This is a genomic window from Streptomyces sp. NPDC050264 (assembly GCF_040655895.1).
In the GTDB taxonomy this organism is placed as follows: Bacteria; Actinomycetota; Actinomycetes; order Streptomycetales; family Streptomycetaceae; genus Streptomyces.
On sequence record NZ_JBFAKV010000011.1, the window covers coordinates 278252 to 303609 of the forward strand.

17 protein-coding genes and 2 pseudogenes are annotated in these 25358 nt (G+C 68.8%); 6 read left to right on the forward strand and 13 right to left on the reverse strand.

The genetic code is table 11. The features are described 5' to 3' along the window. The 9 genes and pseudogenes from AB0J02_RS22130 to AB0J02_RS22170 all read right to left on the reverse strand — a co-directional run bounded on the left by AB0J02_RS22130 (position 1) and on the right by AB0J02_RS22170 (position 10006). Positions 1-543, reverse strand: coding sequence for a deoxycytidine triphosphate deaminase (locus tag AB0J02_RS22130; RefSeq protein WP_363195437.1), 543 nt, complete (start codon positions 541-543; stop codon positions 1-3). Next, on the reverse strand, positions 540-1106 hold the full coding sequence (locus AB0J02_RS22135; protein WP_363195438.1) for a hypothetical protein: 567 nt from the start codon (positions 1104-1106) through the stop codon (positions 540-542). The genes AB0J02_RS22130 and AB0J02_RS22135 overlap by 4 nt, the downstream gene beginning before the upstream one ends. Then, positions 1103-2146, reverse strand: coding sequence for a hypothetical protein (locus tag AB0J02_RS22140; protein ID WP_363195439.1), 1044 nt, complete (start codon positions 2144-2146; stop codon positions 1103-1105). Before AB0J02_RS22140 ends, AB0J02_RS22135 begins: the two co-directional genes overlap by 4 nt. Beyond that, positions 2131-3819: an alkaline phosphatase family protein gene (locus AB0J02_RS22145; protein ID WP_363195440.1), complete on the reverse strand. Its 1689-nt coding sequence runs from the start codon at positions 3817-3819 to the stop codon at positions 2131-2133. Before AB0J02_RS22145 ends, AB0J02_RS22140 begins: the two co-directional genes overlap by 16 nt. After that, positions 3816-5015 (reverse strand): hypothetical protein, encoded by a 1200-nt coding sequence (locus AB0J02_RS22150; protein ID WP_363195441.1) that lies wholly within the window; start codon positions 5013-5015, stop codon positions 3816-3818. The genes AB0J02_RS22145 and AB0J02_RS22150 overlap by 4 nt, the downstream gene beginning before the upstream one ends. Further along, the gene (locus AB0J02_RS22155) at positions 5005-7470 is read right to left on the reverse strand and encodes a PEP/pyruvate-binding domain-containing protein (RefSeq protein WP_363195442.1); all 2466 of its coding nucleotides are present in this window, start codon (positions 7468-7470) and stop codon (positions 5005-5007) included. Before AB0J02_RS22155 ends, AB0J02_RS22150 begins: the two co-directional genes overlap by 11 nt. Before the next feature lie 71 nt (positions 7471-7541). Then, on the reverse strand, positions 7542-9296 hold the full coding sequence (locus tag AB0J02_RS22160) for an urease subunit alpha (protein ID WP_363195443.1): 1755 nt from the start codon (positions 9294-9296) through the stop codon (positions 7542-7544). 65 nt (positions 9297-9361) lie between these two features. Continuing rightward, positions 9362-9673 (reverse strand): urease subunit beta, encoded by a 312-nt coding sequence (locus tag AB0J02_RS22165; protein WP_363195463.1) that lies wholly within the window; start codon positions 9671-9673, stop codon positions 9362-9364. A gap of 29 nt (positions 9674-9702) precedes the next feature. Then, positions 9703-10006: pseudogene (locus AB0J02_RS22170) on the reverse strand (urease subunit gamma). Positions 10007-10212: 206 nt separating this feature from the next. Between AB0J02_RS22170 and AB0J02_RS22175 the strand changes: the two are divergent. The 3 genes from AB0J02_RS22175 to AB0J02_RS22185 are packed head-to-tail and all read left to right on the forward strand — an operon-like array spanning position 10213 to position 13812. After that, positions 10213-11451: an ATP-grasp domain-containing protein gene (locus AB0J02_RS22175; RefSeq protein ID WP_363195444.1), complete on the forward strand. Its 1239-nt coding sequence runs from the start codon at positions 10213-10215 to the stop codon at positions 11449-11451. Between the two features lie 23 nt (positions 11452-11474). Further along, positions 11475-12692, forward strand: a complete 1218-nt coding sequence (locus tag AB0J02_RS22180) for an MFS transporter (protein ID WP_363195445.1) — start codon at positions 11475-11477, stop codon at positions 12690-12692. A gap of 37 nt (positions 12693-12729) precedes the next feature. Continuing rightward, a complete protein-coding gene (locus AB0J02_RS22185; protein ID WP_363195446.1) occupies positions 12730-13812 on the forward strand; it encodes a substrate-binding domain-containing protein in 1083 nt (360 codons plus the stop codon). Here the strand turns inward: AB0J02_RS22185 and AB0J02_RS22190 are convergent. Next, positions 13796-14245: a MarR family transcriptional regulator gene (locus AB0J02_RS22190; RefSeq protein ID WP_363195447.1), complete on the reverse strand. Its 450-nt coding sequence runs from the start codon at positions 14243-14245 to the stop codon at positions 13796-13798. The two genes, AB0J02_RS22185 and AB0J02_RS22190, sit on opposite strands and share 17 nt — an antisense overlap. Positions 14246-14992: 747 nt before the next feature. On the opposite strand from AB0J02_RS22190, the gene AB0J02_RS22195 reads away from it, so the two are divergent. Together AB0J02_RS22195 and AB0J02_RS22200 are read left to right on the forward strand one after the other, a co-directional pair. Further along, a complete protein-coding gene (locus tag AB0J02_RS22195; protein WP_363195464.1) occupies positions 14993-15658 on the forward strand; it encodes a hypothetical protein in 666 nt (221 codons plus the stop codon). Between the two features lie 548 nt (positions 15659-16206). Continuing rightward, positions 16207-16338 (forward strand): hypothetical protein, encoded by a 132-nt coding sequence (locus tag AB0J02_RS22200; protein WP_363195448.1) that lies wholly within the window; start codon positions 16207-16209, stop codon positions 16336-16338. 231 nt (positions 16339-16569) lie between these two features. Here the strand turns inward: AB0J02_RS22200 and AB0J02_RS22205 are convergent, their stop codons facing one another. Continuing rightward, a complete protein-coding gene (locus AB0J02_RS22205; RefSeq protein ID WP_363195449.1) occupies positions 16570-17244 on the reverse strand; it encodes a hypothetical protein in 675 nt (224 codons plus the stop codon). On the opposite strand from AB0J02_RS22205, the pseudogene AB0J02_RS22210 reads away from it, so the two are divergent. Then, a pseudogene (locus AB0J02_RS22210) lies at positions 17231-17812 on the forward strand (site-specific integrase); the annotation flags it as partial. The gene AB0J02_RS22205 and the pseudogene AB0J02_RS22210 sit on opposite strands and share 14 nt — an antisense overlap. A gap of 226 nt (positions 17813-18038) precedes the next feature. Here AB0J02_RS22210 and AB0J02_RS22215 read toward each other — a convergent pair. After that, complete coding sequence (locus tag AB0J02_RS22215; protein WP_363195450.1) at positions 18039-18428, reverse strand: hypothetical protein; 390 nt, start codon at positions 18426-18428, stop codon at positions 18039-18041. Between the two features lie 6 nt (positions 18429-18434). Then, positions 18435-25238: a polymorphic toxin-type HINT domain-containing protein gene (locus tag AB0J02_RS22220; RefSeq protein WP_363195451.1), complete on the reverse strand. Its 6804-nt coding sequence runs from the start codon at positions 25236-25238 to the stop codon at positions 18435-18437. Positions 25239-25358: the final 120 nt, after the last annotated feature.

Here is a 25358-nt window from a genome sequence, read left to right on the forward strand (position 1 = left end):
TCAGCTGCCCTCCGTCGTGGCAAGGACGGCGAGGTCCTCGCTGAGCCGGGAGGCGACCGCCGCGGTCGAACCCGTGTACTTGCCGTCGTAGAGGAGCGGTTCGCCCTGCATGGCCCAGAAGGCGAGCTTGCCGACGCACATCCCCGGGTAGAGCCGGACCGGGTTGGCGACGGTGATCTCCAGCGTCCAGGGGAAGAGCGCGCCGCTGTGCCCGAGCGGGGCGGAGAACTGGATCCACACGCCGAGGGTGGAGACAGAACGGCAGGCGTAGAGGGTGGCCGCGTAGTGCGGGCTGCCCATGACCTCCATGGTGCTGCCGAGGTAGAACCGGCCGGGCTCCAGCACCACTCCGGCGGCGTCCATGGTGATGGTGCTGCAGTCCGGGGCGCGTCTGCTGTCCAGCATCTCCCGGTCGTACACCAGGAGTTCCGGGGCCAGCCGGAATCCGTAGGAGTTGGGTTCGAGCCGGGCGGGTTCGAAGTCGTCGATGTGGATCTCGCCCTCGGCCACTGCACGGGCGATCTCCGGTCCGGTGAGGATCACAGCGCACAACTCCCGTGCAGCGAAAGGACAGTGGCATGGATCGCCGAGCGATAGGCGGCCGGCCCCTCACTGTTGTCGATCACGACGTCCGGATCGATCAGGTCCAGGTTCCGCGTCGAGCCGTCGGCGCGGGTGAGGTCGGCCCGGGCGGTGAGCCGGCCGAGCCGCAGCTGCTCGTCGCAGGTGATCCGGAGGATTCGGAATCCCAGCGCTCGTAGTGCCGGGGCGTCGACGACGGGGTCGCGCAGGTCGTCGTTGACCACGAGATCAGCCGGGCAGCGGGCGAGCCTGGCCGCGAAGTCGTCGGCCAGGGCGCACGGGTTGAGCCGACGCAGATGGCCCGCCAGGTCCTCCATCAGCACCTGGTCCTGGGCGTCCACCCGGAGCGGGGCGCCCGCAGCGGCGTAGACGCGGTCCTGCAGTTCGTACAGGGGCCGCGCCAGCGCGATCCGGGCGAAGCCGAGACCCCGGTCGGCGGCATACTCCCGCAGCACCGCCGCACAGGTGGACTTGCCGCTGCCAGAATGCCCGATCACCGCGATCCGCAGCTGAGGTGCGCTCATGACGGCTCCGCCAGCACCACGTCGAGGTCCACGTCCAGGGTGCCGGTCAGGCGGAGCATCGACAGGTCGGCCAGGTAGGGCCGCATCGTCGACAAGGTCGCGTAGAAGGCCGCGTAGTCCGGTACCAGGTAGTGCTGCCAGCCGAAGAACGTGGTGTCGACGGCGCGGTCCACGATCCGGTTCAGCTCCATCCAGCGCGCGGGCTCCTCCTCGACGCGCTCGGCCGCGAACGGCTCGCCGGGGCGGACCTCGGGAAGCAGGATTCCGGCCAGCCGGTGCGGCTCGGGGGTGAACTCCGAGCCCAGCCAGGCCTCGAAGGCGTCCGCGTCCAACAACAGCTTCCTGCGGTCGGGCAGTGCGGCGGCGTCGAGGCCCGTGTTGATGCGCACCCAGTCGACGAGCGCCGGGTGTTCACGCAGCGTCCCGGCGCCCACATAGGGGTAGTCGCGCCAGGGAGTGGCGGTGATGCCGCCGTCCTCGATCCGGCAGAACAGCTTGTCGCCGGTGAAGTACTGCCAGCCGGGTCGGCTCAGTACCGAAACCAGGGTGGTGGTCTTGCCCGCGCCCTTGGGGCCGGCGATCGCGTAGGCACGCCCGTCGCGGCGGACCCCGGAGGCGTGCAGAACGACGGTCCCGCGGGTCTCCTCGGTGCGGATGACCAGGTCCCGGATGAAGTCCATCAGTTGGCACACGGATTCATCGGTGATGCCGGCCTCGAACCGCTGGTCCACCGCGGCGTCCACGGGAACGTCCAAACGGGTGTGCTCGTTGGCGTAGACGAGGCGGTCCTCGTACCGGGACAGGAGCGCGTGGAAGGTGAACTCCGGGGCCGTGCTCTGCCGGATCACCACGGGCCGGCCGGACGGAGGGCGGGCGGCGGGGTCGTAGGGGACGAAGGTGATGTGAAAAGTGGGTTCGTTCGTCGGACGGTCGCCCAGAGTGTGGCGGAAGAAGCGGGCCACCGGCTCGAAGGCCTTCTCCGCCTCGCCGTCGATGTCGAAGTGCAGAGTGGTGCCGAGGAAGTTCAGGTAGCGGTGCACACACGCCTCGCAGTGGGTTCGGAGAGTGGCTGACGGGGACGGCCGTTCGGGCTCAGACCGAGTTGGCGCAGGACTACGTGGGCCGGGACGGTGTTGTCGACGGTTCCGAGGTCGACGCCGGGCGAAAGGCCGGGGCCGCGTGCGGCGAACACCGCGTGCAGCCGGGGGTCGCCGTTGTTGGTGATGTGGGCGGCGGGCTTGCGGGAGGGGGCGATCAGTGCCTGATCGGACCGGAGGCCGGCCGTGGGCAGGAAATCGGGGTCGAACAGCACATGGCGCACCACCGTCGGATCACCGCCCGGCGAGGGGGCGAAGCCGGCGGTCACGGGACGGCCACCGCCCGGCTCGGTCACGGCGCGCAGCACCGACTCGGCCCGGTCCAGCAGCGCGCCGGCGGCGGAGCGCGGGACCAGCCCCCCGGGCAGATCCTGGTGGTTGACCCAGAGCGAACCGTTGTCCGCCGGGTGGTAGAGCACCGAGGACCGCCCGGGGTCGAGGGCTCCGTCGGGAGTCCGGGCCGCGAGTCCGGCCGCGATCAGTGCCTCGTTGGGGTGCACCGCCCAGGCCGTACCGGCGATCCCGTGGTCCGCTCCCAGCAGCACGGTGTCGCTGTCGCCGGCGCGGTCGAGTACCTCTCCGAGCAGCCGGTCCGCCCATCGGTAGCAGGTTCTGACGCGGCGCCAGATCTGCTCCGCCACGTCCGGGCGGTGCGCGGCGCTCTTCGGATCGCACCAGCCGATCAGCTCGTGGCCCAGGTCGTCGGTGGTGGGCAGATAGATCACGACCAGGTCGGCGGTGTGCCGCGCCAGCACCGTGCGCGCCGGGGCCTCGAAGGAGCGGTGCACGCAGGCCACCGAGGAGAGGAAGAGGTCCTCCGCCGAGCCGTCGCCGCCGTCCACGAGCCGGGGCCCGAGCAGCCTCGCCCGGTAGGCGGGGCCGATTCCCTCCCCGGCGAAGACGGGCAGCCCCTCACCTGCGGTGAGCGCCTCGGTCAGCGTACGGTCCCGGCCCACCACCCTCGGCCGCCAGGCGCCGGTCCGCAGCAGTACCCGTTGCCCGCCGATCGCGACCATGCGCAGCCAGACTCCGCTGTCGGTGCCCAGTCGCAGTGGCCGCCACTCCGTGTCCCGCTCCCCCAGCGTCACGGATCGCTCCTCGCAGCCGACCCGGATCCGGTCGCCCTCGGGTGCCACGTCGAGCGGGTGGGGGCCGACCGCGAAGTGCTGGTGACCACCAGTGAGCGGCAGCGCGGCCTGCCGGTCGATCCGGTCGCCGTACGCCTCCACCGCCACGTCGACGCCCGGCTCGGCCCGTCCGTCGGCGCCGATCGTCCAGGGGACGTGCACGGCCGCGGTGCGCAGCCCGGCCTCGGCGGCCGTCCGCCACACGGTCGGCGCGACGCAACGGCCCGGCGCGAAGGCGGCCGACGACTCCTCGACCGCGCCGCCGGTGCCGGGGATCCGGAAGCCGGTGACGCCGTGCCGCTCCGGCCAGCTGCCGGTGAACAGCGTGGCCAGCGAAGGCGGAGTCTGGCAGTTGGGGGCCGGCGGACGCGCCGCCGCGCTGATCCCGGCGGCTCGCAGCCGGGCCGTGTGGGGCAGCGCGCCCTCCGCGGTCAGCCGCTCCACGATCCAGTGCGCCGCCGCGTCCCAGACCAGCCAGTACACCGTCACAGGCGGGGCTCCAGCTCCGGCCGGGCGGCCACCACGTCACGCAGGAAGCTGCGCTTGGAGTAGAAGGTGCGCTCCTTGGCCCACCCGCGGTCGGCGAGGAAGCCGCGCACCCACTCGTCGACGCGGTCCATCTCCGCCACCACCTCGCCCTCCTCGTGGTCGAGGACGTTGCGGGAACGGAGGTACTCCACCTCGCACTGGGACAGCACCACGTCGGGCGCATCGAGCAGACGGCAGTGGTCGAAGAAGATGCCGTAGATGTGTCCGGTCCGCATCGACTCGCACTGGACGTCGTAGCGGACCCGCCGGAACGGCGGCATGGCCCGGACGGTCAGGCCGAGTTCCCCCGCCAGGTGGCCGGCGAAGCCCTCGCGGGCGACGTCCACGCCGTGGGTGAGTTCCTCCCTCCGGGCGAAGGAATCCTCGGCGAACCACTTGCGCTTGAGGATGTTCTTGCCGTCGTAGGAGGGGATGAAGGAGGCGTAGCCGCGCTCGGACTCGGGACCGAGGACGTCGAAGAGGTGGTTGTCGTAGTACCAGATCTGGAAGTCCTCGCGGTACTCCGGCCGGCAGCCGGGCATTTCACCGGCCCGCAGCGCCCGCAGCACCGCCAGTCCGGCCTCCCAGATGTCCGGGGCCGGGTCGAGGGTGTACTTGTACTCCAGCTCGGTGCCCTTGAAGTGGTTGCGGAAGTAGAGGTGGTGGTTGCCGAGCGGCAGCACAAATTGCTGATGTGCCATCAGGACGGCTTCCAGCCAGTGGAGTTCGTCCACCGGACCGTGGCCGACCGGTTCCGCCGTACTGCGGACGAAGCAGGCGTCCTCGGCGTGAGCGCGGATCTGCGCATACGCGTGGTAGCCGCCGCCGGGGTGCTCGGACAGGTAGCACAGCGGTACGAGAGCCGATCCCGCCGAGCCCACCAAGGGCCGCAGGCCGGGACCGGCGAGCCCGTCCCGGAACAACTCCCCGCCCTGCGCGAGGGCACTGCCGAGCAGACGGCCGTCGCTGGTGAGGGCCACCACCTCGCAGGTGCCGAGTTCCTCCCAGCGGACGACCACGGTCGTGCTCGGCCGGACCTCTTCCAGCGGGGCCACTCGCACCAGGACCACCGGGTCGCCGTCGGCCCGCCGCCTGGTGCCGTTGATCAGGTGGACTCCGCCCAGTACGACCCAGGCGCCCAGTTGGTCAGTGCTCATCCTCAACGCTCCTTCCGGCAACGGTGATCGCACCGTCGCTGATGACGGCTTCGCCGCCGTCCGGCAGCGCGCCGAGGTCCGCGACCAGCGCCGGGACCTTGGCCTCGCGCAGCAGGATGGCGAGATGGCAGAGGACCGAGCCCTCGTCGAAGACGAAGCCGGCCACCGCCCCGATCAGGACCGAGAGCACCGCGTAGGGACGGCCGACCCGCACCACCGGCGGGGCGGGCATGGCCTGGATCTTCTCCAGCAGACGGGTGATCTCGGTGTGCTCGGTGACGTCCTTGCTGCGGTCCACGCTCACCGCGGGCCCGACCGAGAGCCGGCCGAGCAGTTCGTCGTCGGCCAGCGAAAGCAGCGGTCCGCGTGCCGACCCCGCGGAGACCAGCGTGCCGCGCTCGCCGGACAACAGGTCTCCGGCGAGCAGCGAGTAGTCCACGAAGTACGGCGCACCGTCGGCGAACACCCACTCCACCGTGGCGTCGCCGTACCGGTCGTGCATACGGCCGGTGAAAGCCGCCATCCGTTCCAGATGAGCGACCAGTGCGGGCGGGACGTCGCCTTCCCCGCCCTCGGGGTGCCAGACGAACGAACGGGCGCCCGCCATACCGCGGTTGAGGGCGAGCAGTCCGTCGGGGGTGTACTCGACCAGCAGGTCGGCCCCGGACCGGCGGGTGATCAGGCCGAGCTCGCCGCGGATGAAGTCCCGTACCACCACCGCCTGCGGCTGGTCCGCAGCCGCTGTGCCGCGGGTGATCTCGTCGAGCCGGTCCGGCACCTGATCCTTGGGGAGCACGATCTGCCGCAGCGTGGCGCCGAAGTCCAGGACGCACTCGGTGCCGGCGCCGGTCGCCAGCAGGCGCCGTATCCGCTCCCGGCCCTCGGAGGTGGACAGGTTCCGTGCGGTGAAACCGATCAGCCAGCCCGCGCCGACCGCGAGGCCCAGCTCCTCCGCCAGCCGGTGCGCGGGACCGCGCTTCGCGGTGTACCCGGCGTACACCTCTGCGACGTCACCGAGGTGTGTGCCGGCGGGCGGGTCCTCGAAGTAGAGCCTGGTGGACCAGATTACGGCCGGTGCGCCGCCGTGGTCGGCCGACCGGCGGGCGGTCACCGGACGCACCTGGACGATGTGCAGGCCTTCGGCGTCCGCGGCCCACTCCACGTCCACCTCGCAGCCGCGCAGGGCCCGCAACTCCCGGCAGGCGTCGGCTACTTCCTGTAGGACCGGCTCGTCGAGCACGTCGCCGGGGACGGCCGAGGCCCGCATGGGCACCGCCACTCCCGCGACCAGTTCCTCGGCCAGCCCTTCGGTGTACTCGATCTCCACGGCGTCCGAGGCGCTGTCGAGCCCGGTCAAGGCCACACCGGCCAGCCTCGGACGGACCAGCCGCTGAACGATCACCGCGAGCCGGGGTTCCGGGTCGAAGTCCCCGGCCCGTACCCGGGCCGCGACCGCCGAGCCCGCGTAGTAGGAACGCCAGCACTCCTCCACGGCCGCGATCACCCCGTCGGCCCCGCGCACGCCCAGCACGCTGCGATGGATCCCGGCCAGGCTGCTGCTGGTGCCGTCCTCGGCGAGTCCGGAGGAGCGGACCGCGAACTCGGCCCCCGCCGGATCACCGAACACATCGGCCAGCCGGGCGGTGAGCAGGTTGCGCAGGTCCCGCGGCATGGCCAGGTCCGCCACCGCCGCCTCGATCCCGGCCGTGACCTCGGTGAAGAACGCGCCGACCGTGGCCCGCATCTCCTCGAACAGGGCGCGGAGCGGGCCGCGGGCCTCGGGGCCGATCGCCTGGACGAACTCCCCGGCGGGGACGGCAAAGGCGGTCGGTACCCGGAACGCCCGGGAGGCCTCTGCGAGCGAGGCAAACTTGTGGCCGACGTCCGCCGGGCCCACGTCGGCGCTGAGCCCGGGCAGCCGCTGCCGGGACAGCTGCCGGTCGAAGTCCTTGTGGATGTCACTGGAGCGAGGGCCGACAGCGCCCTGGTACTTGCCGTCGTACAGCTCGATCTCGCCCTGCGGGCGCCACCACATCATCTGGCCGATGGTCATGCCCGGGTACACCCGCACCCGGTTCATCGTGTAGAGCTGAAGGGTCCACTGCCCCTCGTAGCCGATGTCCCCCAGGCTGGCCGAGAGGTTGATGAACAGCCCGAGCCGGGCGACGGAGGAGCGCGCGGCGAAGGTCGGCGCATAGTGGCGGCTGCCCAGCACCTCCTGGGTATGGGCGAGGTAGAGCCGGCCCGGCTCCAGGACGTAGCCGTCGGCGGTCATCTCGATATCGACGCAGGCGTTCTCCCGGCGCGGGTCGAGCGGCATCTCCGAGTAGACCCTGAGCCGGCTGCCGAGGCGGAAGTTGTAGCTGTTCGGATTGACCTGCTCAGGGGTGAACGGCTCGATGGTGATGCGTTGGTTCGTGCGTTCCCGCGCGATCTCGCTTCCGGTAAGGATCATCAGCACTCCTTGCAGGAGGTGGGGGCTCGGCGAGGGCCGGATCGGAACTCGGAGCGGCCGGACCACAAGAGTCAGAAGAGGAAGTAGCGCTGGGCCATGGGGAGTTCACTGGCCGGGTGGGCTTCGGCCACCTCACCGTCGATGCGGACGGTGAAGGTGTCGGGGTCGACGGCGACCTCGGGCCTGGCGGTGTTCTCGTGCAGGTGGTCCTTGGTGACACCGCGGGTGGAGCGGATCGCGGTGAACGCCTTGCCGACGCCCAGCTGCCCGGCCAGCCGCTCGGGCAGCCCGTCCCCCAGGGCCGTCTCGGTGACGAAGTTCAGCGAGCCGGCGGCCGGGGCGCGACCGTGGGCGCCGAACATCGGGCGGGGCAGGACAGGTTGCGGAGTGGGGATGGAGGCGTTGGCATCGCCCATCTGCGCGTACGCGATCTGGCCGCCCTTGATCACCAGTTCCGGTCCGACCCCGAAGAACGCCGGGTTCCACAGCACCAGATCGGCGAGCTTGCCCCGCTCGACCGAGCCGATCTCGCCGTCCAGGCCCTGGGCCACGGCCGGGTTGATGGTGTACTTGGCGACGTAGCGGCGCGCCCGCAGATTGTCCGCGCGCCCGTCTCCGGCCAGGGAACCGCGGCGGCGCTTCATCACGTGGGCGGTCTGCCAGGTGCGCAGCACCACCTCACCGATCCGGCCCATCGCCTGGGCGTCCGAGCTGATGATCGAGATCGCGCCCAGGTCGTGCAGCACGTCCTCCGCGGCGATGGTCGAGGGCCGGATCCGCGATTCGGCGAACGCCAGGTCCTCCGGAACACTCGGGCTGAGGTGGTGGCACACCATCAGCATGTCCAGGTGCTCGTCGAGGGTGTTGACGGTGTGCGGGCGGGTCGGATTGGTGGAACTGGGCAGGACGTTCGGCTGCGAGACCACAGTGATGATGTCCGGCGCGTGCCCGCCGCCGGCCCCTTCGGTGTGGTAGGCATGCACGCCCCGTCCTGCGATCGCGGCCAGCGTGTCCTGCACGAAACCCGCTTCATTGAGCGTGTCGGTGTGGATCGCCAGCTGCGCGCCCGACTCCTCGCACACCTGCAGACAGGCGTCGATCACGGCCGGGGTCGCCCCCCAGTCCTCGTGGATCTTGAAACTGACTGCGCCCGCGCGCAGTTGGTCCCGCATCGACGCGGCGGATGTGGTGTTGCCCTTGCCGAGGAGTCCGATGTTGACCGGGAAGTCGTCCAGCGCCGCGAACATCCGGGCCAGGTGCCAGCTGCCGGGCGTGACGGTGGTCGCCTTGCTGCCCTCGGCCGGGCCGGTCCCGCCGCCGATGATGGTGGTGGTCCCCGCCGCCAGCGCCTCGGCCGCGCTCTGCGGACACACGAAGTGGACGTGCGCGTCGACGGTACCGGCGGTCAGGATCCGCCCGTTGCCCGCGATGATCTCGGTCTCCGGGCCGATCACCAGGTCCGGGTGGACTCCGTCCATGGTCTCCGGGTTGCCCGCCTTGCCCAGTGCGGTGATCCGGCCGTCGCGGATGCCGATGTCGGCCTTGATCACACCCCAGTGGTCCAGTACGACCGCACCGGTGATGACCGTGTCCGGCGCACCCTCCGCCCGCGAGACCCGGGACTGTCCCATCGACTCCCGGATCACCTTGCCGCCGCCGAAGACCGCTTCGTCCCCGCCCGCGCTCAGGTCCCGCTCGATCTCGATCAGGAGATCCGTGTCCGCGAGCCGGATCCGGTCTCCGGCGGTGGGCCCGAACAGGTCGGCGTAGCGCGTGCGCGGCACCGTCAACGCGGGTCCGGCTCCGGCAGCCCGACGGTCAGTCATCAACGCTTCCCTTCGTGGCGGCCTGATACCCGGCCATCGAGGTTTCGTCCGTGGAGGTCTGACGCTCAGTCATCGAGGTGCCCCTTCGTCTCGCCGCGCAGGCCGAACACCTCACGGCGCCCGCCCAGCGGGATCAGCTCCACCTCGGCGGGCACGCCGGGCTCGAACCGCGCGGCCGTGCCGGCCGGAATGTTCAGCCGCTTCCCGTGGGCCGCCGCCCGGTCGAAGGACAGAGCCGGATTCGCTTCCGCGAAGTGGTAGTGCGACCCGATCTGCACCGGCCGGTCCGCCGCGTTGACCACCGCCACCACCGTCACCGCACGGCCCCGGTTCAGTCCGACGTCACCCTCACCCAGCAGTACCTCGCCGGGTATCAGGGGCGCGCGGTCCGGCCCCTCCCCCGCACTCACGCGATCGGCCCGTGCACGGTGACCAGCTTCGTGCCGTCCGGGAAGGTCGCCTCCACCTGGACGCCGTGGATCGTCTCCGCGCTGCCCTCCATCACGTCCCCCCCTGGTCAGCACCGCACGCCCGGACTTCATCAGCTCCGCCACCGTCCGTCCGTCCCGCCCGCCTTCGAGGATGTGCGCGGTCAGGACGGCGATCGCCTCCGGGTGGTTGAGCGCCACACCGCGCTCCTCGCGCCGCGGCGCCACCTCGGCGGCCGCATGGACGACCGGACGTTCCTGCTCTCGTGCGGTCAGTCGCATGGATGCACACCGTTCCCGATCAGAAGTACTTGCCGCAGAAAGTATTTGGGCACCGGAATTCGTGTCAACGATTCAATGACACTGTCAGCAAACGTAACTTCCTGGAAACTTCGGCTTGTTGACAGTTGCCGCCCATCGAGAAAATAGTTCATCCAGGAAACATCTCCTCGCATCCCCTCAAGCCCAGGGGCAACCGAGAGGCACACATGGCGCACATCGCGTTCCTGGAGACCAACACCACCGGAAGCGGCTACGAGGCGATCGCCGCCGCCAAGCGCGCCGGGCACCGCGTCACGTTCGTGACCCGCGACATCGACGCGTACGTCCTGCCGGGCCAACTCCAGCTGGACACCCGCCTGATCGACGACGTCGTCGGTACCGAGACCAACGATCCGGACCAAGTGGTCGCCGCGCTGCGCCCCATGCTCCCGGGGCTCGACGCGCTCATCTCGGTCGGTGAGTGGCACATGATCAGCGGCGCGGAGTCGGCGTACCGCCTGGGCCTGCCGGGCCAGGCGCCCGACTCGGTGCGGGCGGCCCGGATCAAGTCCCTGCAGCGCGAGGCCTGTTCGCGCGCGGGGGTACCGGTGCCGGACTTCGCCGTGGCCCTGACCCCGGAGGCAGCCGCCGCTGCCGCCGTCGCCCAGGGCTTCCCCTGCATCGTCAAACCGGTCGACTACGGCGGCAGTTACGGGGTGCGGCTGTGCAACGGCCCGGACGAGGTGGCGTCCCACGTCGCCGCGCTGCACCAGGTCACGCACAACCAGCGCGACCAGCGGATGTCCGAGGAGATCCTGATCGAGGAGTACCTGGAGGGCCCCGAGATCAGCCTGGAGACCCTCACCTTCGACGGCGTCACCCGTTTCCTCGCGATCACGCAGAAGCAGACGGTGCCACCGCCCTCGTTCTACGAGACCGGGCACGCCCTGCCCGCCGTACTCGAACCAGGTCTCGAGCAGGAGTGCCGCCGGATCGCCACCACGGCCCTGGAGGCCATCGGGTACGTCTTCGGAGCCGGACACATCGAGCTGAAGCTCACCGCCGACGGCCCCAAGCTGATCGAGGTGAACTGCCGTCCCGCAGGCGACCGCATCACGCATCTCCTCAACCGCGCACTCGACGTCGACCCGACCGAGCTGCTGGTCGAGATGTACCTCGGCACCCCGCCCTACCGGATCCCGGAACCCGCCCGGGGAGCGGCCATCGTCTTCCTCCCCAGCCCCGGCGGCCGGGTGGTGGCCATCGAGGGCATCGATCGGGCCCGTGCCGTGCCGGGGGTGGAGGAGGTCTCCCTGTACGTCGGCCCGGGCGACGTCCTCGCACCGCCGACCAACAACAACGACCGTCTGGGCTACGTCACCGCCACCGGCCCCGACAGCACCGCCGCACTTGCCGCCGCCTCCACCGCGGCCCAGTCGATCCTGGTCAAGCTGGAGTCGGAGTGAGGCTTGCCCCGTACACCGACGGGATGACCAAGCCGATCGCGCTGGTCTGCCTCGGTATCTTCGTGAGCCGACTGGGCGGCTTCTTCGTCCTGTTCCTCACCCTGGTGCTGGCGGAACGGGGTTACGGGACACGACAGATCACCGTCGCGCTGATCGTGGTCGCGACGGCGGGCGTGCTCGGTGCCGCGGCCGCCGGGCCGGTGGCGGCCCGCCTCGGGGTCCGCACGGCGCTGCTCCTGGCCGGGACGACGACCGCGGTCAGCGCGTTCGCCTGCGCCGCCCTCCAGGACTTCGGGCCCACCGTCGCCCTGGCCGCCGTCGTCTCCGCCGGCGTGCAGGCCTACTCCCCGCTCGCCCAGACCGTGGTGGGCACCGAGGTCCCGGCCGAGCGCCGGGTCGCCATGTTCGCGATCTACCGTCTGTGCCTCAACGTGGGGGCTGCCGCGGGACCGGTGTTCGGCGCCCTGCTGCTGTCCTGGTCCCCCGCGGCCGTACTGATCGGCAACGGTCTCGCCGCCACGGTGGCGACCCTCCTGGTCCTGCCCCTGCCGCGTACGACTCGCCGTACGGAATCGGGCCCGAAACCCGTGAGGGTCCGGGCGAGAGTGAGACCTGGGTTCGCGGCCGCCGCCATGGTGCTGAGCGTGGCCTCCCTGGTCTACGCCCAGCAGACCGGAGTACTGGCCCTGGCGGTCCGTGAGGCGGGCTACACCACCGACGTCTACGGCTGGCTGCTGACCCTCAACGCGGTGCTGGTGATCCTGGTCGAGGTGCCGCTCTCCCGGTACACCGCACGCTGGCAGCGCCGCACCCCCCTGATCCTCGGCACCGTCTGCATCTGCGCGGGGTACGCGGTCAACCTCGCCGGGATCTCGCTGCCCGTCCTGGTCGTCGGAGTGCTGAGCTGGACCCTGGGCGAGGTCCTCATGACCCCGGTCGCCGCCGCCTTCGCCACCGAGGCGGCCCCGCCCTCCCAGGAACCCGTCTACCTGTCCTTCCTGAGCATGTGCCAGACCGTCGGGTACGCGGTCGGCCCGGCCGCGGGCGTGTACGTCTACGGACAGCACCAGACGCTGCCCTGGCTGCTGTGCGCCGTGCTGATGGTGGCCAGTGCGCCCGCCCTGTACTACTTGCTGCCCCGGGCCGGTCGGGCAGGTCAGACCTCCGAGGATTGTGAAGCCCCGTATGCCGGTCTAAGCTCCGCCGAGGCGGGAGATCCTCTGCAAGGGCGCCGGGGTTGAACTCGACGTCAACTGTGGAAACCCCCGGAGGCGCCCTGTGCACGCGACGGCAGCACGACTGTGTTCGGACCGACGGGACCTGCTGCTCGTAGCGCTCGTGATTCCCCTGCGCGGCCCGGCCGGGATCTTGGGCCCCGCCTGCGAACTCTCGGCGCAGCTCGCCGTGGAGGAACTCAACACCGCGGGCGGCATCCTGGATCGCGAGGTACGGCTGGTCGTCGTGGACGGCGGTGCCGAACCGCGGCAGGTCGCGGACGAGGTGGAGGGCCTGGTCGCGCTCGGAGCGGTCGACGCGGTCGTCGGCTGGCACACCTCCGCGGTACGCCAGGCACTGGCACCGCGGATCGCGCACCGGGTGCCCTACATCTACACCGCCCAGTACGAGGGCGGTGAGGAGACCCCCGGCGTGTTCCTCACCGGGGAGACGGACATCCAGCAGCTGGCCCCGGCGATGCGGCTGCTCGCCGAGGCCACGGGCGCCCGCCGCTGGTGCACCGTGGGAAGCGACTACGTCTGGCCCCGGGTCACCGCACACACCGCCCGCCGGTTCGCCCGCGAGTGCGGGGGCGGCGTCGTGGACGAACTGTTCATCCCGCTGGCCACCGAGGAGTACGGCCCCGTGATGCGCCGGATCGAGGCCGGCGGGGCGGACGCGGTGCTGATGCTGCTGCTCGGGGACGACGCGGTCCGCTTCAACCGGGCGTTCACCGCGGCGGGCCTGCACCAGCGCTGCGTCCGACTGAGCACCCACATGGACGAGAACCTGCTGCTCGCCACCGGAGCGGAGGCGGCCACGGGGCTGTGGGCAACGGCCGGATACTTCGACTCGCTGATGACCTCGGAGAGCCTGTCCTTCAGCCACCGGTACGCCCGGAGGTTCGGCCACGAGGCCCCGGTCGCCGGGAGCCTGGGCGAGTCCTGCTTCGAGGGCATCCTGCTGCTCGGTGCGCTCGCGGCCCACCACGGGTCGCTGACCGTGCCGAGCTCACCGGGACCGCAGGAGACGATCTCCTACGAGGGTCCGCGCGGCGCGCTGCGACTGCGCGGCAACCACCTCGAACAACGGCTCTACCTCGCCCGGGCCGACGCCCTGGACTTCGACATCATCGCTCAGCTCTGACCTGGTCCGACGCCCGCCCCAGCCGGAACTCCAGCCGCGCCAGCCCGTCCGCCAACTCCCGCACACCGGCCAGCCCGTCCAGCACCTGCGCCTCGACCTGCTGTGCCAGCGCGACGACGGCCCGGTGCCGTGTCCGGCCGCGCGAGGAGAGATAGACCAGGACACGGCGCCCGTCCCCCGGGTCCTTGCGACGGTAGGCCAATGCCGCCGAGACCAGCCGGTCGACCAGCTTGGTGAGACTCGGCGCGGGCATGAGGGCGTACTCGGCGACATCGGACATGGCGTGCCCGCGCCCGTCCGCGAGCAGTGACAGCACCCGCCACTCCTCAACGGAACAGTCCTCGGCCTCCAGCGCGGCAGCCAGCCGGCGGGTCATCAACCGCTCCGCGCTGCTGAGCAGTTGCGGAAGATCGCGGGGCAACTCCGGCGACACGGTCAACCTCTCCTCCGCAGGGCCGCTGGCACACAACTCACACCACCGAGAGTACCGCCCCGCACAGTACTTTCCAATGGAACGATCCGGTCACCGCCCCCTCCCGCCGGCACCACGGGAGGCCCGGAAATCCTCCTGATATCAAGATGCTTTCCCATGAGTCCGGCTCTTCACAGGGGAAGCAGTGCGCCAGGACAACACGACCGGGATGCGGGACGGCGAAGCACCGATCCGGCGCCTGTCGGTGAGATCCCGGAAACGGGCCGTCCACAACGCGAGCCCCTCCTGGGAAACAAGCGATTTCCCATGCGTCCGCTCATGGCTTCAAAGCCGTATCCGCAGCCGGATGCGGTGCCGGATCCGGCTGCGGAACCTGTGGGGCTCGTAAAGGCATCGCCGCCGGTGGGGTGGTGGGCAATGCCAAGGCTGGTGGTTGAGATGCTGCAGCGGTGATCGTCTCGATGCTGTACCGGGTCACCCGGGCGTTGCTATCCGTGCCGGGCGTCCTACTGCGCCGCAGCACGGCCAAGGGCCAAGGACGCCGAACTGCCGGTGCTGAGGCATGAGAATGCTGTGCTGCGTCGGCAACTTGGGATCCCGGCCCGTCATGGGCCGCGGACCGGGTCTGACTGGCGTCATCAACCAAGACCAGTACGCGGCTTGACCTGCAACGATGACTTTTCGAGCCCCACAGGTTGACGAGGCGACACCAGACATTCGAAGCATGGAGGAGTCAACGTGACGACAATGCCCGCAGGAGTTTCAGTCCCCGGCCGCGTGGACGTACTCGGCCAGGCCATACCCTTCGACCGGTCCCGCTGGCTGCCTCTCCTGCCGAACTCCGACTGGTGGCCCCCGGAACTCGACGACTGTCCGACGGTGGCCGGCCGTACCAGAGTCGACCGCAGCACGGTCTTCGCTGTCGCCCGCCACTCGGACACCGTCGAAGGTCGCCGACATCTTCTGACCGCCGCCCTCATCTGGGGCACCGGCACCAAGGCACAGTCGGTCGCACGACGCGCACGCATCTTCCAGGACTCATCGCTCCAGGACATCGACGCCCGCCTGGAGACCGTACTCGGCGTGCTGCGGGAGAAGGGAGCCGTCGAGGCGTACTACGCCTTCAACAACGACCACCGGATCAAGTTCCTGGGCCCCGCGTTCTTCACCAAGGTGCTGTACTTCACCGGTCACGAGCAACCCACGGGACCGTGGCGGCCGTTGATCCTGGACAGTGTCGTCGCCCGGGCAATACGGTCTGCCAACCCCGATGAAAAGTGGCACGGAAGCGGGTGGACCACACCGGACTACACCCGGTATCTGTCCTTCGTCCACGACCAGGCACGACAAGCGGACGTCCTGCCGGACCAGATAGAGGTCGCGTTGTTCGCCTACGGCAAGCAGCCGGGCTGACACGCCAGTCTCGACGCCTCCGCTTGACCGCCGTGCTCGTCCACTCCTCCCAGTTCCGGACTCATCGGCCGAGTCCCTCAGAGTGCGCAGGAACGCCTCGACCTCGGCGCCTGAGGGCCTGGAAACATCACCGGTCAGCATGACGTGCAGGGCCCAGCACAAGGAGCTACGGCGGTGCCTCAGCTCGGTACGCCGGCTTTTCCCCATGCTGGTGTTGCGCTCTACAGCCGCGTCCATTCTCAGGATCTCGTGACCGATGATGACGAGTCCCTGTTCCACCATGTCATTCTTCCTGATGCGCCGTAGGGGCCCGGCCAGTTGTTGGATGGGTACCCCGAGGGTTACTCCGTCAGCACCTGGCCTTGGGGAATCGCCTGCGCCCGCCAGTCGATGCGTGGGCGCAGCCCTTGACTCCTTGCTGCCCGGTGCTCGCTTCGTCTGTCAAATCGCCAATTCACGAGGACGGTGCCCGTAGTTAGATACACGAGTTTCCTGCCGTCCCTGTCGGACGCCAGCCATAGGCTGTTGTGGGAGAACAAGGGGAGACGATGACTGACGAAAGCAAGACAATCGTTCCGGTGTGGACGCTGGCGACCCGTGACGTCCGAGCTGTGGGTGCCGAATATTACGTCGGTGCAGTGCAGCACCGCTATCGCGCCGACGACAGCGGTCGGCAATGATCAATGCCCATGTTCCTCCGCCTGGCCTGCATCGCCGTCACTCACGCCTTCAGCGCCCTGCGGCTGATCCCGATGAGCGACCACGACAAGGACGTCGGGATTCTCGCCCTGCGTCACCAGCTCGCCGTCCTGCAACGTAGGCTCGGCAATCAGCGCCCCGGTTTCCAGGCGGCCGACCGCGCCTTCCTGGCCGCTCTCGTCGCCCCGCTGCCACGAACCGCCCTGCGCCGGCTACGGCTCATTGTCTCCCCGGACACTGTCCTGCGCTGGCACCGCGACTTCATGAATAACCGTCACGTCCGTCTCAGCCGCAACCAGCGCCCCGGCCGCCCTCGCACCATCGCCTCCGTCCGCCGCCTCACACTCCGCCTCGCCGCGGAAAACCCAGCCTGGGGATACCGGCGCATCCACGTCGAACTCGCGCTCCTCGGCATCAAGCTGGCGCCCTCCACCGTCTGGGAAATCCTCAAGGCCGAAGGCATCGACCCTGCAACCCAACGCTCGAACGTCACCTGGGCCACTTTCCTGCAGTCCCAGGCCAAGGCGATCCTCGCGATGGACTTCATCGAGACCGTCACCCTCACCGGGCAGCGTCAGTACGTCCTCGCCGCCATCCACCACGCCCACAGAGGCGTCCGTGTGCTCGGGACCACCGCCCACCCCACCCATGCCTGGGTCACCCAGGCAATCAAGAACCTGGTCATGGACCTCGAAGATGCCGGGAAACTCGCCGCCATCAAGTTCATGATCCGCGACCGCGACGCGAAATACCCCGCCGTCATCGACGAGATCCTCTCTCAGGCCGGGATCCGTACCGTGCTCACCGCCGTCCGCACGCCACGCAGGCGTCCTCCACGAGTACCAACATGCTTCCTGACCTGCAGGGGCGTAATTGTCGGCACGCACAGGACTCCGCAAAGGCGAACTCCTCGGCCTCCACTGGGAAGACCTCGATCTGAACGGCGGCACTGCCACCATCCACCGCTCCCTCCAGCGCACCCACAGCCAGGGCCTGACCGTCCTGAACACCAAGACCCTGGCCTCCGAGCGCCGTATCGCCCTCCCCGCCGAATGTCTCAGCTCCCTCAAGATCCACCAGGAACGACAGCAGGAAGAACGCCAAACGGCCGGAACGAGCTGGACGGACAACAGCCTCGTCTTCACCAGCCCGAAGGGTAAGCCGCTCGACCCCACCAACCTCACCCGCCGCTTCCGCCGCCTCCTCCACAGCGCAGGACTCCGGACCATCCGCTTCCACGACCTCCGACACTCGACCGCCACCCTCCTCCTGGAGCAAGGCGTCGATCTCGTCGTCATCAAGAAACTCCTCGGCCACGCCCACATCGGAGTCACCGCCGGCGTCTACGCCCACGTACGTCTCCGCCTCCAGCGCCAGGCCATCGACACCCTCGGGGGCGTCCTCAGCCAGACCGACGCCCCGGACGACCCGCCCACCGCAGCCGTCGTCCGCTGACGTTGCCGTCACCGTTGCCGTCAAACGCCTCTGGGGCCCGCTGAACATCAGCGGGCCCCAGAGGCGTTCGGGCCACAGCGAAGAATCTCCGTGCTTCAAGATTCTTCAATTCAGAGACCCTTCAAGAATGAGACTCCGATTGAGATTTCGAATCCCCGAGTTCCATTGAACTGACCAACTCGACATCGAGTCGGAGAGGTTCAAACGCAGAAATCCTCGGAACCTATCACTGCTTCGAGAGCATCGAAATCCCGCCTGTCGCAAGGGAGAACATTCGGACAAGAGCCTTCCGGACATCCGGGTCACGATCAAGCCGTTCCAACGATTCGAACCTTGCCGGATCAAGATCGATCGTGGTAATTCCGCCGGCTTCCTTGCCGTCTGCGGACGAGAACAATACGAGGCACCTGTACGCCCGCACAGCACCCCCTCGCTCCTCCCGCATCAGTGCTTGGAGGACGACAGCGCCATCCTTGACCTGACTGCGGAGCGCGTCCACCGAGGACCACCGAGTTGCCAAGGATCGCTCCTCCGCTTCCAGCTGGATCGCCAACAGCGTTTCGAAGCTGATCTGGCATACCCGAAAGTCAGGGTCGGTCGAATGGATCAGTGACATCAGGCACTACTCCCCGTCGTAGACGTCAATTCGGATTTGAGTATCTGGGTCGATGCGCCCGTCCCTGATTCTCGCCAGGAGTTCGTCCTTGCGGTGGTGGCCTCCCAGGATCTTGCCATCACGCGAGACAAGAATTCCATCTCCTGCGCCAGGGTTGTTGATCCCGTCCAGAAGTTCCTTATTGCTCAGTTCCTCGTGATACCACTGCGACGCTGGATCTCGGGTCTTCTGTGAATCGGTGTAATTACCGATATCACCAGCCTTCTCGTTACGCGCCGAGATTCCACAGGGCCCGGAATTGTGCACGAGGACTGGCGTACTCCCAGCCAGCACATAGTACGTGTGGAGTTCGTCGATGGTGAGGTTGTAGGTGCGGACGTGCTGAGTGAAGGAGTGGTTGGCGGTGACGGTGACGGTGGTGCCGTTGGCCGTCAGGAGGGTCATGCCGGCCTTGAGGTCGCCTGTGGTGACCCACTTGTTCTGCGAGGGCGACCAGAAGGGGTGTTCGTGAGTCGCGGTGAGGTGCGCGATGCCGTGACTGGTGGCGATGTAGAGCTTGTTGAAGTGCTTGTCGCTGTCGACGTGGATGAGCCGGGTGACTTTGCGGGTCCGGGTTTCGCCGGTTTCGGGGTCGGTGGTGCGGACCTTGTCGCCGACCTTGATGTCCTCGATGTTCTTGGTGGTGCCGTTGGCCATGAGGACGTCGGTGCCGGCGAGGAAGCAGTTGCAGCCGGTACTGCCCTTGCTGCTCTTACTGCCGCCGTTCCGGGTGGATCCCCTGCCGGCTTTGAAGGAGCCGCCTTCGACGACTCCCGCGGCGAAGACCTTGGTGGCCCAGCTGTAGAAGAGCGATTTCTTGGCCGGGCAGCCCGTGTCTTGGCAGGCGTTGAGCAGTGCTGAGGCGATGTCGCTCTGGACGTACAGCTGGTCTTGATTGTCGGCGTACAGGTCCAGCCCGGTGTAGCTGAGGTACTTGAGCTGGGCGTAGAAGACGGTGATGAACTTGTCGGCCTGTCCCCAGTCCTCGGGAAGGTTGACGCCGGGGAGCAGGGTGATGTTGCCGTCGTTGCTGAGGTCCTTGCCCGTCTTGCCTTCGGCGTGCCAGTCGCTCTTTGTCGTGGCCGGGGGCTTGTTCTCGCGTTCGGGGTGGTAGACGGAGGTTTTGACGGGCACGCCGTTGTTGCAGCCGGTCACGACTCCGGTCATGCAGTCGGCGTTGCCCAGGCCGCTCGGGTCGGCGTTGGTGACGGGGTTCTGCAGGGCGTAGCTGTAACCGTTGAGGGTTTGTGGTTTGTCGAGTTCGAAGAGCGGGTCGACGGAGAGGAACCGGCCGGTGGTGGGGTCGTATTCGCGGGCGCCGAGATGAGTGAGGCCCGTGTCGGCGGTGTCGTCGGTGCCACCGACGAATCCCTTGCTGCTGGGCCAGCTGGCAGGTTTGGTGCCGCGCGAGGCGCCGAAGGGCTGGGTGGCGCGCTGGGTGAGGGACAGGTCGGCGGCCTTGATGGCGAGTTGACCGGTGCCTTGGTGGTCGCCGATGGTGAAGGTGAAAGTGCCGTCGTCGTTGTGGAGTGCGGTCTGGCCGTCTCCGAGGTCGATGTAGCGGGTGGCCTTGGGCGTGGTGGCGCCGGTGGCCAGGGTGACTTCGGTGTGGCCGAGCTCGAGCGTGGTCTTCGACGGGGTGTGGCTGATGAGGCGGTTGCCGTCGGCGTCGTAGACATAGCTGGTGGTGTCGTTGCCTTCGGTGACCTTGGCCAGGTGGCCTTCGGCGTCCCATTGGAGGGTCTGCCCGGGGCGGGCGGTGGTGTTGCCGGTCTTGTCGTAGGTGTACTGGTCGGTGGTGGTGCCGGACGGTCCGGTGGTGGTGACGGAGGTCAGGCTGTGGGCCTGCGCCTGGCCGGGGCCCGGGTAGGTGTAGGTGCGGTCGGTGTTCTTGGCCGTGTCACCGGCGGGATCGTGCTGGGTTTCGGTCTTGCGGTTGCTGGAGGCGTCGTAGGTGTAGGACTGCCAGTACGCAGCGGTGCCGCCGATCTGGCTGCTGCTGGGCGTGGCGGCGCAGGCCGTGGTGTTCTGGGTCCACGCCTCGCTCAGGCGGTTGAGGTAGTCGTAGTTGAAGCACTGGGTGTCGGTGCCGGTGCGGTTGACGTCCGACATGGAGCGGATGTTGCCGTTGTCGTCGTAGCCGTAGGTGAGGCTGCGGTCGACGCCGCTCACGCCGGTGCGGTCCACGCGGGTGTTGGACAGGCGCTGGGTGCCTGTTTCGTAGGTGTTGGTGACCTGGGTCTGCTTTTCGCTGCCGGTGAGGCCCATCGTGTACTGCATGGGCTTGCCGGTGAGGCTGTAGCTGACGCTGCTGGTCATGCCCTGCCCGTAGACGGAGGTCAGGCGCAGGGTCTGGTCGTCGTAGCCGTAGGCGACGGTGCCGCCGGGAAGGGAGCCTGCCGCGGAGTAGGTTTCGCTGGCGGTCAGGCCGGAGGGCTTGAAGGTCGCGCCGGTCTGGTAGGTGCCGGCGAGTGCTCCTTCGCTGGCGGGGATGACGGTGGCCGTCTTGATGGGCCGGTAGAGGTGGTCGTAGGCGGTGACCTTGTTGGTGTAGGCGTTGCCGCTGATGTAGCGGGTGGATTCGGCGAGTTGGCCCTTGGCGCCGGTAACGGTGTCGTAGACCCACTTGGAGCGCAGGGTGCCGGTTGCCGTTCCTTCGTGGAGTTCGGTCTTGCGGCCCAGGCCGTCGTAGACGTAGACGAGCTTGGGGACGTCGGTGCGGGCGTCGTCGACCGAGGTCAGCTGTCCGCGGTCGTCGTAGGTGCTGGTCGAGGTGCCCTTGTCCGGGTCGTCCGCCGTGAGTTGACGGCCGAGCTGGTCGTAGGTGTAGGACCAGACGCTGCCCGCGTCGTCAGTGACCGCCTTGAGCTTTCCGCTGGGGAAGTAGCTGTACTTGGTGGTGTCGTAGGCGGCAGCCGGGTCGCGGCTGTGGAGCTGGCGCAACTCGGTGGTGTTGCCCCGGGCGTCGCTGAGGGTGGTGGTGGCGATGCCGCCCTGAGGCGGGATGACCGTGACGCGGTCGCCGCCATAGATCGTGGTCGTGGTGTTCAGGACTGTGCCGCCGTCGCCGTTGCCGGCGAGTTGCTTGACCTCGGTGGTCTGCCCCTGGCCGTCGTAACTGGTGCGTGTCTGCGTCTCCACCGACAGCGCGTTGTCCGGCTGGAACAGCTGGGTGCCGGGCGCGGTGGTGGCATAGTACGGCGCGAAGGTCTTGGAGACCTGGCCGCGGTCGTCGTAGAAGGTGTCGGCCAGCAGGACACCGCCATCGGGGCCGGGCGACTGGAGCTGGCGGGCGCGCAGGAACCCGTCGTACAGGGCGTACGACGTGGTCTGGCCGCCGTTGTTGTCCAGCGTCTTGGTGGCCACGGCCACGGGGGCGTCGCCGGTGGTGGTGTAGGTGTACTCGTAGTTGGGGGTCTGGCTGGTGGCGCGGTCGGCGAGCCAGGTCTTGCTGATGCGGCCCAGTGCGTCGTAGGTGGTCTGGGTTGCGTTGTTGTTGGTGTCGGTTTCCTTGATCACCTGCCCGCGCAGCGGGTCCAGGTCGTGGGTGGTCGTCTGCGCACTCGTCGCATCCAGCGGGGCGGCGGGCGGTGTGGTGGTCTTGACCTGGGTGGGCCAGCCGGTGGCCGGGGTATAGGCCGTAGTGGTGGTACGGCCGTCCGAGCGGGTGGTGCGCACAGGGGCGCTGGTGCCGTCGACGGTGACGTCCGCCGTCAGGTCGGTGACGGTCAGCGGCCGGCCGTACGTGTCGAACGTCGTGCCGGTCTCCAGGTAGGCGGCTTTCGTGCCGTCATTGCTCTTGAGCGTGGCGGCTGCGGTGGGATCGCCCTTGGTCGGGGCGGTGTTGTAGGCCTGGCCGTCGTAGGCGGTGCGAACGTCAGAGATGACGTCCTTGGACCGGTCAGGGGTGGCGGAGCAGGCCACGGCGACGGTCTCCGCCCGCGACGTCTTGTCGAGGATGTTGTCAGTGGTGTTGGTCGCGTATTCGGTGCGTGTGCAGCGGTTATCGGCACCGGTGGCGGTGTCCCCGGCGTCGTGCTCAAGGACGACCCGTCCGTGGGCGTCGTGCCCATAAGAAGTGTAAGTCGTGCGCCACTTGGTTCCGGCGCCGTTGTCCAGGGAGGCAAAGCCCCACGTGTTGAGGGTGCCGGTGAGGGCCGCGGTCAGCGTGCCCGAGGGCCGGGTCTTGGTTGCGGTCTGCGAGCGCCACGGATGGCTGGCCGTCCTGGACATGACCTTGCCGCCAGGCTTGTCGAACGTGACGGTCTTGTACTGGAAACCGCTCTGGTCGTCGTAGTCGGTGATCGGGTCGCCCTCGTCCGCGCCGAGGGTGAGGCTCACCGACTTGGTGCCGCCGCTGGCGTCCTTGCGGTCACCGTCCATGCCGCGCAGGAAGTAGGAGTCCTGCTGGGACTTCATGGCGCTGGCGCCGCCCTGGCCGCCAGTCTGCACCCGCACCTGCCCGTAGCCGCGCCACTGGGACCAGGTCCGCTCTTTGTCCTTGGTGAGCGGGTCGTCGTCGTAGCGCCAGGCGGCTCCGCCCAGGTACTGGTATGTGGTGACCTGGTCCGGTGCTCCGCCGGTTCGGTCGGTGGCGGTCACCGAGGTGGTGACGTACTTGTTGAACCACTGCAGCTCGGGATCGGATTCGCTGTCGCCGCCCATGTACTGCGGGAAGCAGCGTGTGGTGTTGGTCGCCGCGGTGGGCAGGCTGGCCCAGTCGCAGGCCGGGGCGGAGTAGTTGACGTCGATCTGGCCGCCGGACTCGTCATCGACGGTGGACAGCCGGTCCTTGATGAAGGGGGCGTAGCCGTCGCCGGTCTTGTCCAGCCGGTTCTCCAGCTGGGTGTAGGCGAAGGTCACCTTCGGCAGGGTGATCGCGGTGGCAGCGGTGCGGCCGGTGTGCTGGATGCTGGCAAGTTCAAGCTGGTAGTCGATGTCCGCGGTGCCCCAGCGGTGATTCAGCTTCCAGGAGTCGACGTCGTGGTAGGTGCCGTCGCTCTGCAGCGACTGGGTGGTGACGTCGGTGAGCCGCTTGCGGGTCCAGAAGCTGGGCGAGAAGCGTCCGTTGTCGCAGTCCGTACCTGCCGTGCAGTTCAAGTCCCACGGGGTGTCGTACCAATAGAAGGACTGATCGCTGATGGTGTCGGAGGCGCATGTGACGCCGGTCTGGGGCAGGCAGCGTTCGGCGCTGGTGAAGTTCACCTTGGCCAGTGGCGTGCCGTAGTAGCTGCGCAGGCCGTACTCGATGCGCTTGAGGTAACCGCCCCGCGTGTACGAAGTGTCGTCGCTGGCCTTGAGGTTACGGCCGTAGGAGTTCGTCTCCTTGCCGTAGTAGTACATCATCTCGTTGCCGTGCGGGTCGACGACCGCATCGAGGTTCCACCGCCAAGCCTGTTGGCACCAGGAGTCGGCGAACGTGGCGGCGTGACACGGTTCGCCGGAGTTGTTGCCGTAGACGGGCACGTTCCACGTCGAGTTGGTGTCGTCGTCGCCGGTGCTCCAGCCGCTCACGCGGTTGCGGCCGAAGTAGTAGCGCGTGCCGTCCGGGGTGGTCAGCCGCCAGTACTCGCCGTCGTCGTCGCCGTTGGCGGTGTCCGTCAGCTTCAACCGCGCGATGCGGGTGCCGTCGTCCTTCTTCAGCTTGAAGGTGTCGGCGTCGCTGGTCGGGACGAGTTCACCGCCCCTGCCGTTGAAGGTGAGGTAGGCGTTGTCGGAGTCCCAGCACATGTCACCGGGCTTGTTGCCGTCCGCGTTCTCCTCCCCGTCGTCGGCACACGGCTTGTAGCGGCGCTCAATGAAGCCGGGGTCCAGGTCGAAGCCGTCACCCACCCACGAGGACTGGTTGTTGGTGTTGGAGGTGCGGCCGTCGATGGAGCCGGAGGAGTAGTCCAGCTTCAGATCCGGGCCCAGACCGCCGGGCACGTCCGGCGTCGACAGGGGGTAGGACCAGGAAAAGTCACCGGTGTTGAGGTTGGTCGACCAGGTCGCCGACGGGGACAGCTTCGTCGCCTTGTAGTCGCCCTTGTCGCCGGAGGCCTCCGCCACGGCTGCCAGCACCGTGGGCGCGGTGGCCGACAGGGTGACAGCCTCGGCCGTCACGGTGCTGTCAGTGGTGCTGTTCGTCGAGGGGATGGCCGTCTGGGTGCGGCAGGACTTCTTGTCCGGCGTGCTCACCGCGCAGGCGGGCAGGCGGACCAGGTGCATGCGGGAGGCGTAGGAGCCGCCGAACGCGTCCTTGAAGTCGCCGTAATCCACGCTGACGGCGACCTTGCCCGCCGCGTCCGTGTCCTTGGCGGTCTTCGGGGTGAGAGCGACGAGCAGCCCTGTCACGCCGGCGCGCTCGGTGTCCTTGCGGTCGAGGACCTGCGAGGTCACCGCACTCGGTGCGGCCTGAGGTACGGCTGCCTTCGCGCCGGTCTTGCCGGGTGCGGCACCGATCTTGACCGGTTGTCCCTGGACCGGGGCCAGGGCCGGCTTGCTGCCCGTTTTGGTCTGACTCGCGGGCAGGGTGAGGGTGGCCGTGCCGGCCGTGGGCCACCTCTTGTGCGGGGGAGTCGCGGGGACCCGGGGCCCCTTGGCCTTGGTGCGCGGCTTGACCTTGAGGGAGTGGGAGCCCTTGACGGGCTTCTCGGACGCGGGCAGTCCCGGCAGGCTGCTGGCCGCGGGCGCGGCCACGATCTGCAGCAGGCCGGCGATCAGCACGGTGGACAGCGTCGCTGCCACCGGCCGCTGGCGCCCGCGCGGGCGGACTGATCTCAGTATGGGCATGTGTCATCCAGGCCAGGGAGCGCCGCCGCGGCGGCGCCCAGGTGAACAAGGAGAAGGAAACCCGGGCCGACCCCCGGCCCCAGGCCCCCAGCACGGCCGCGCGCCCGCACGCCGCGCCCA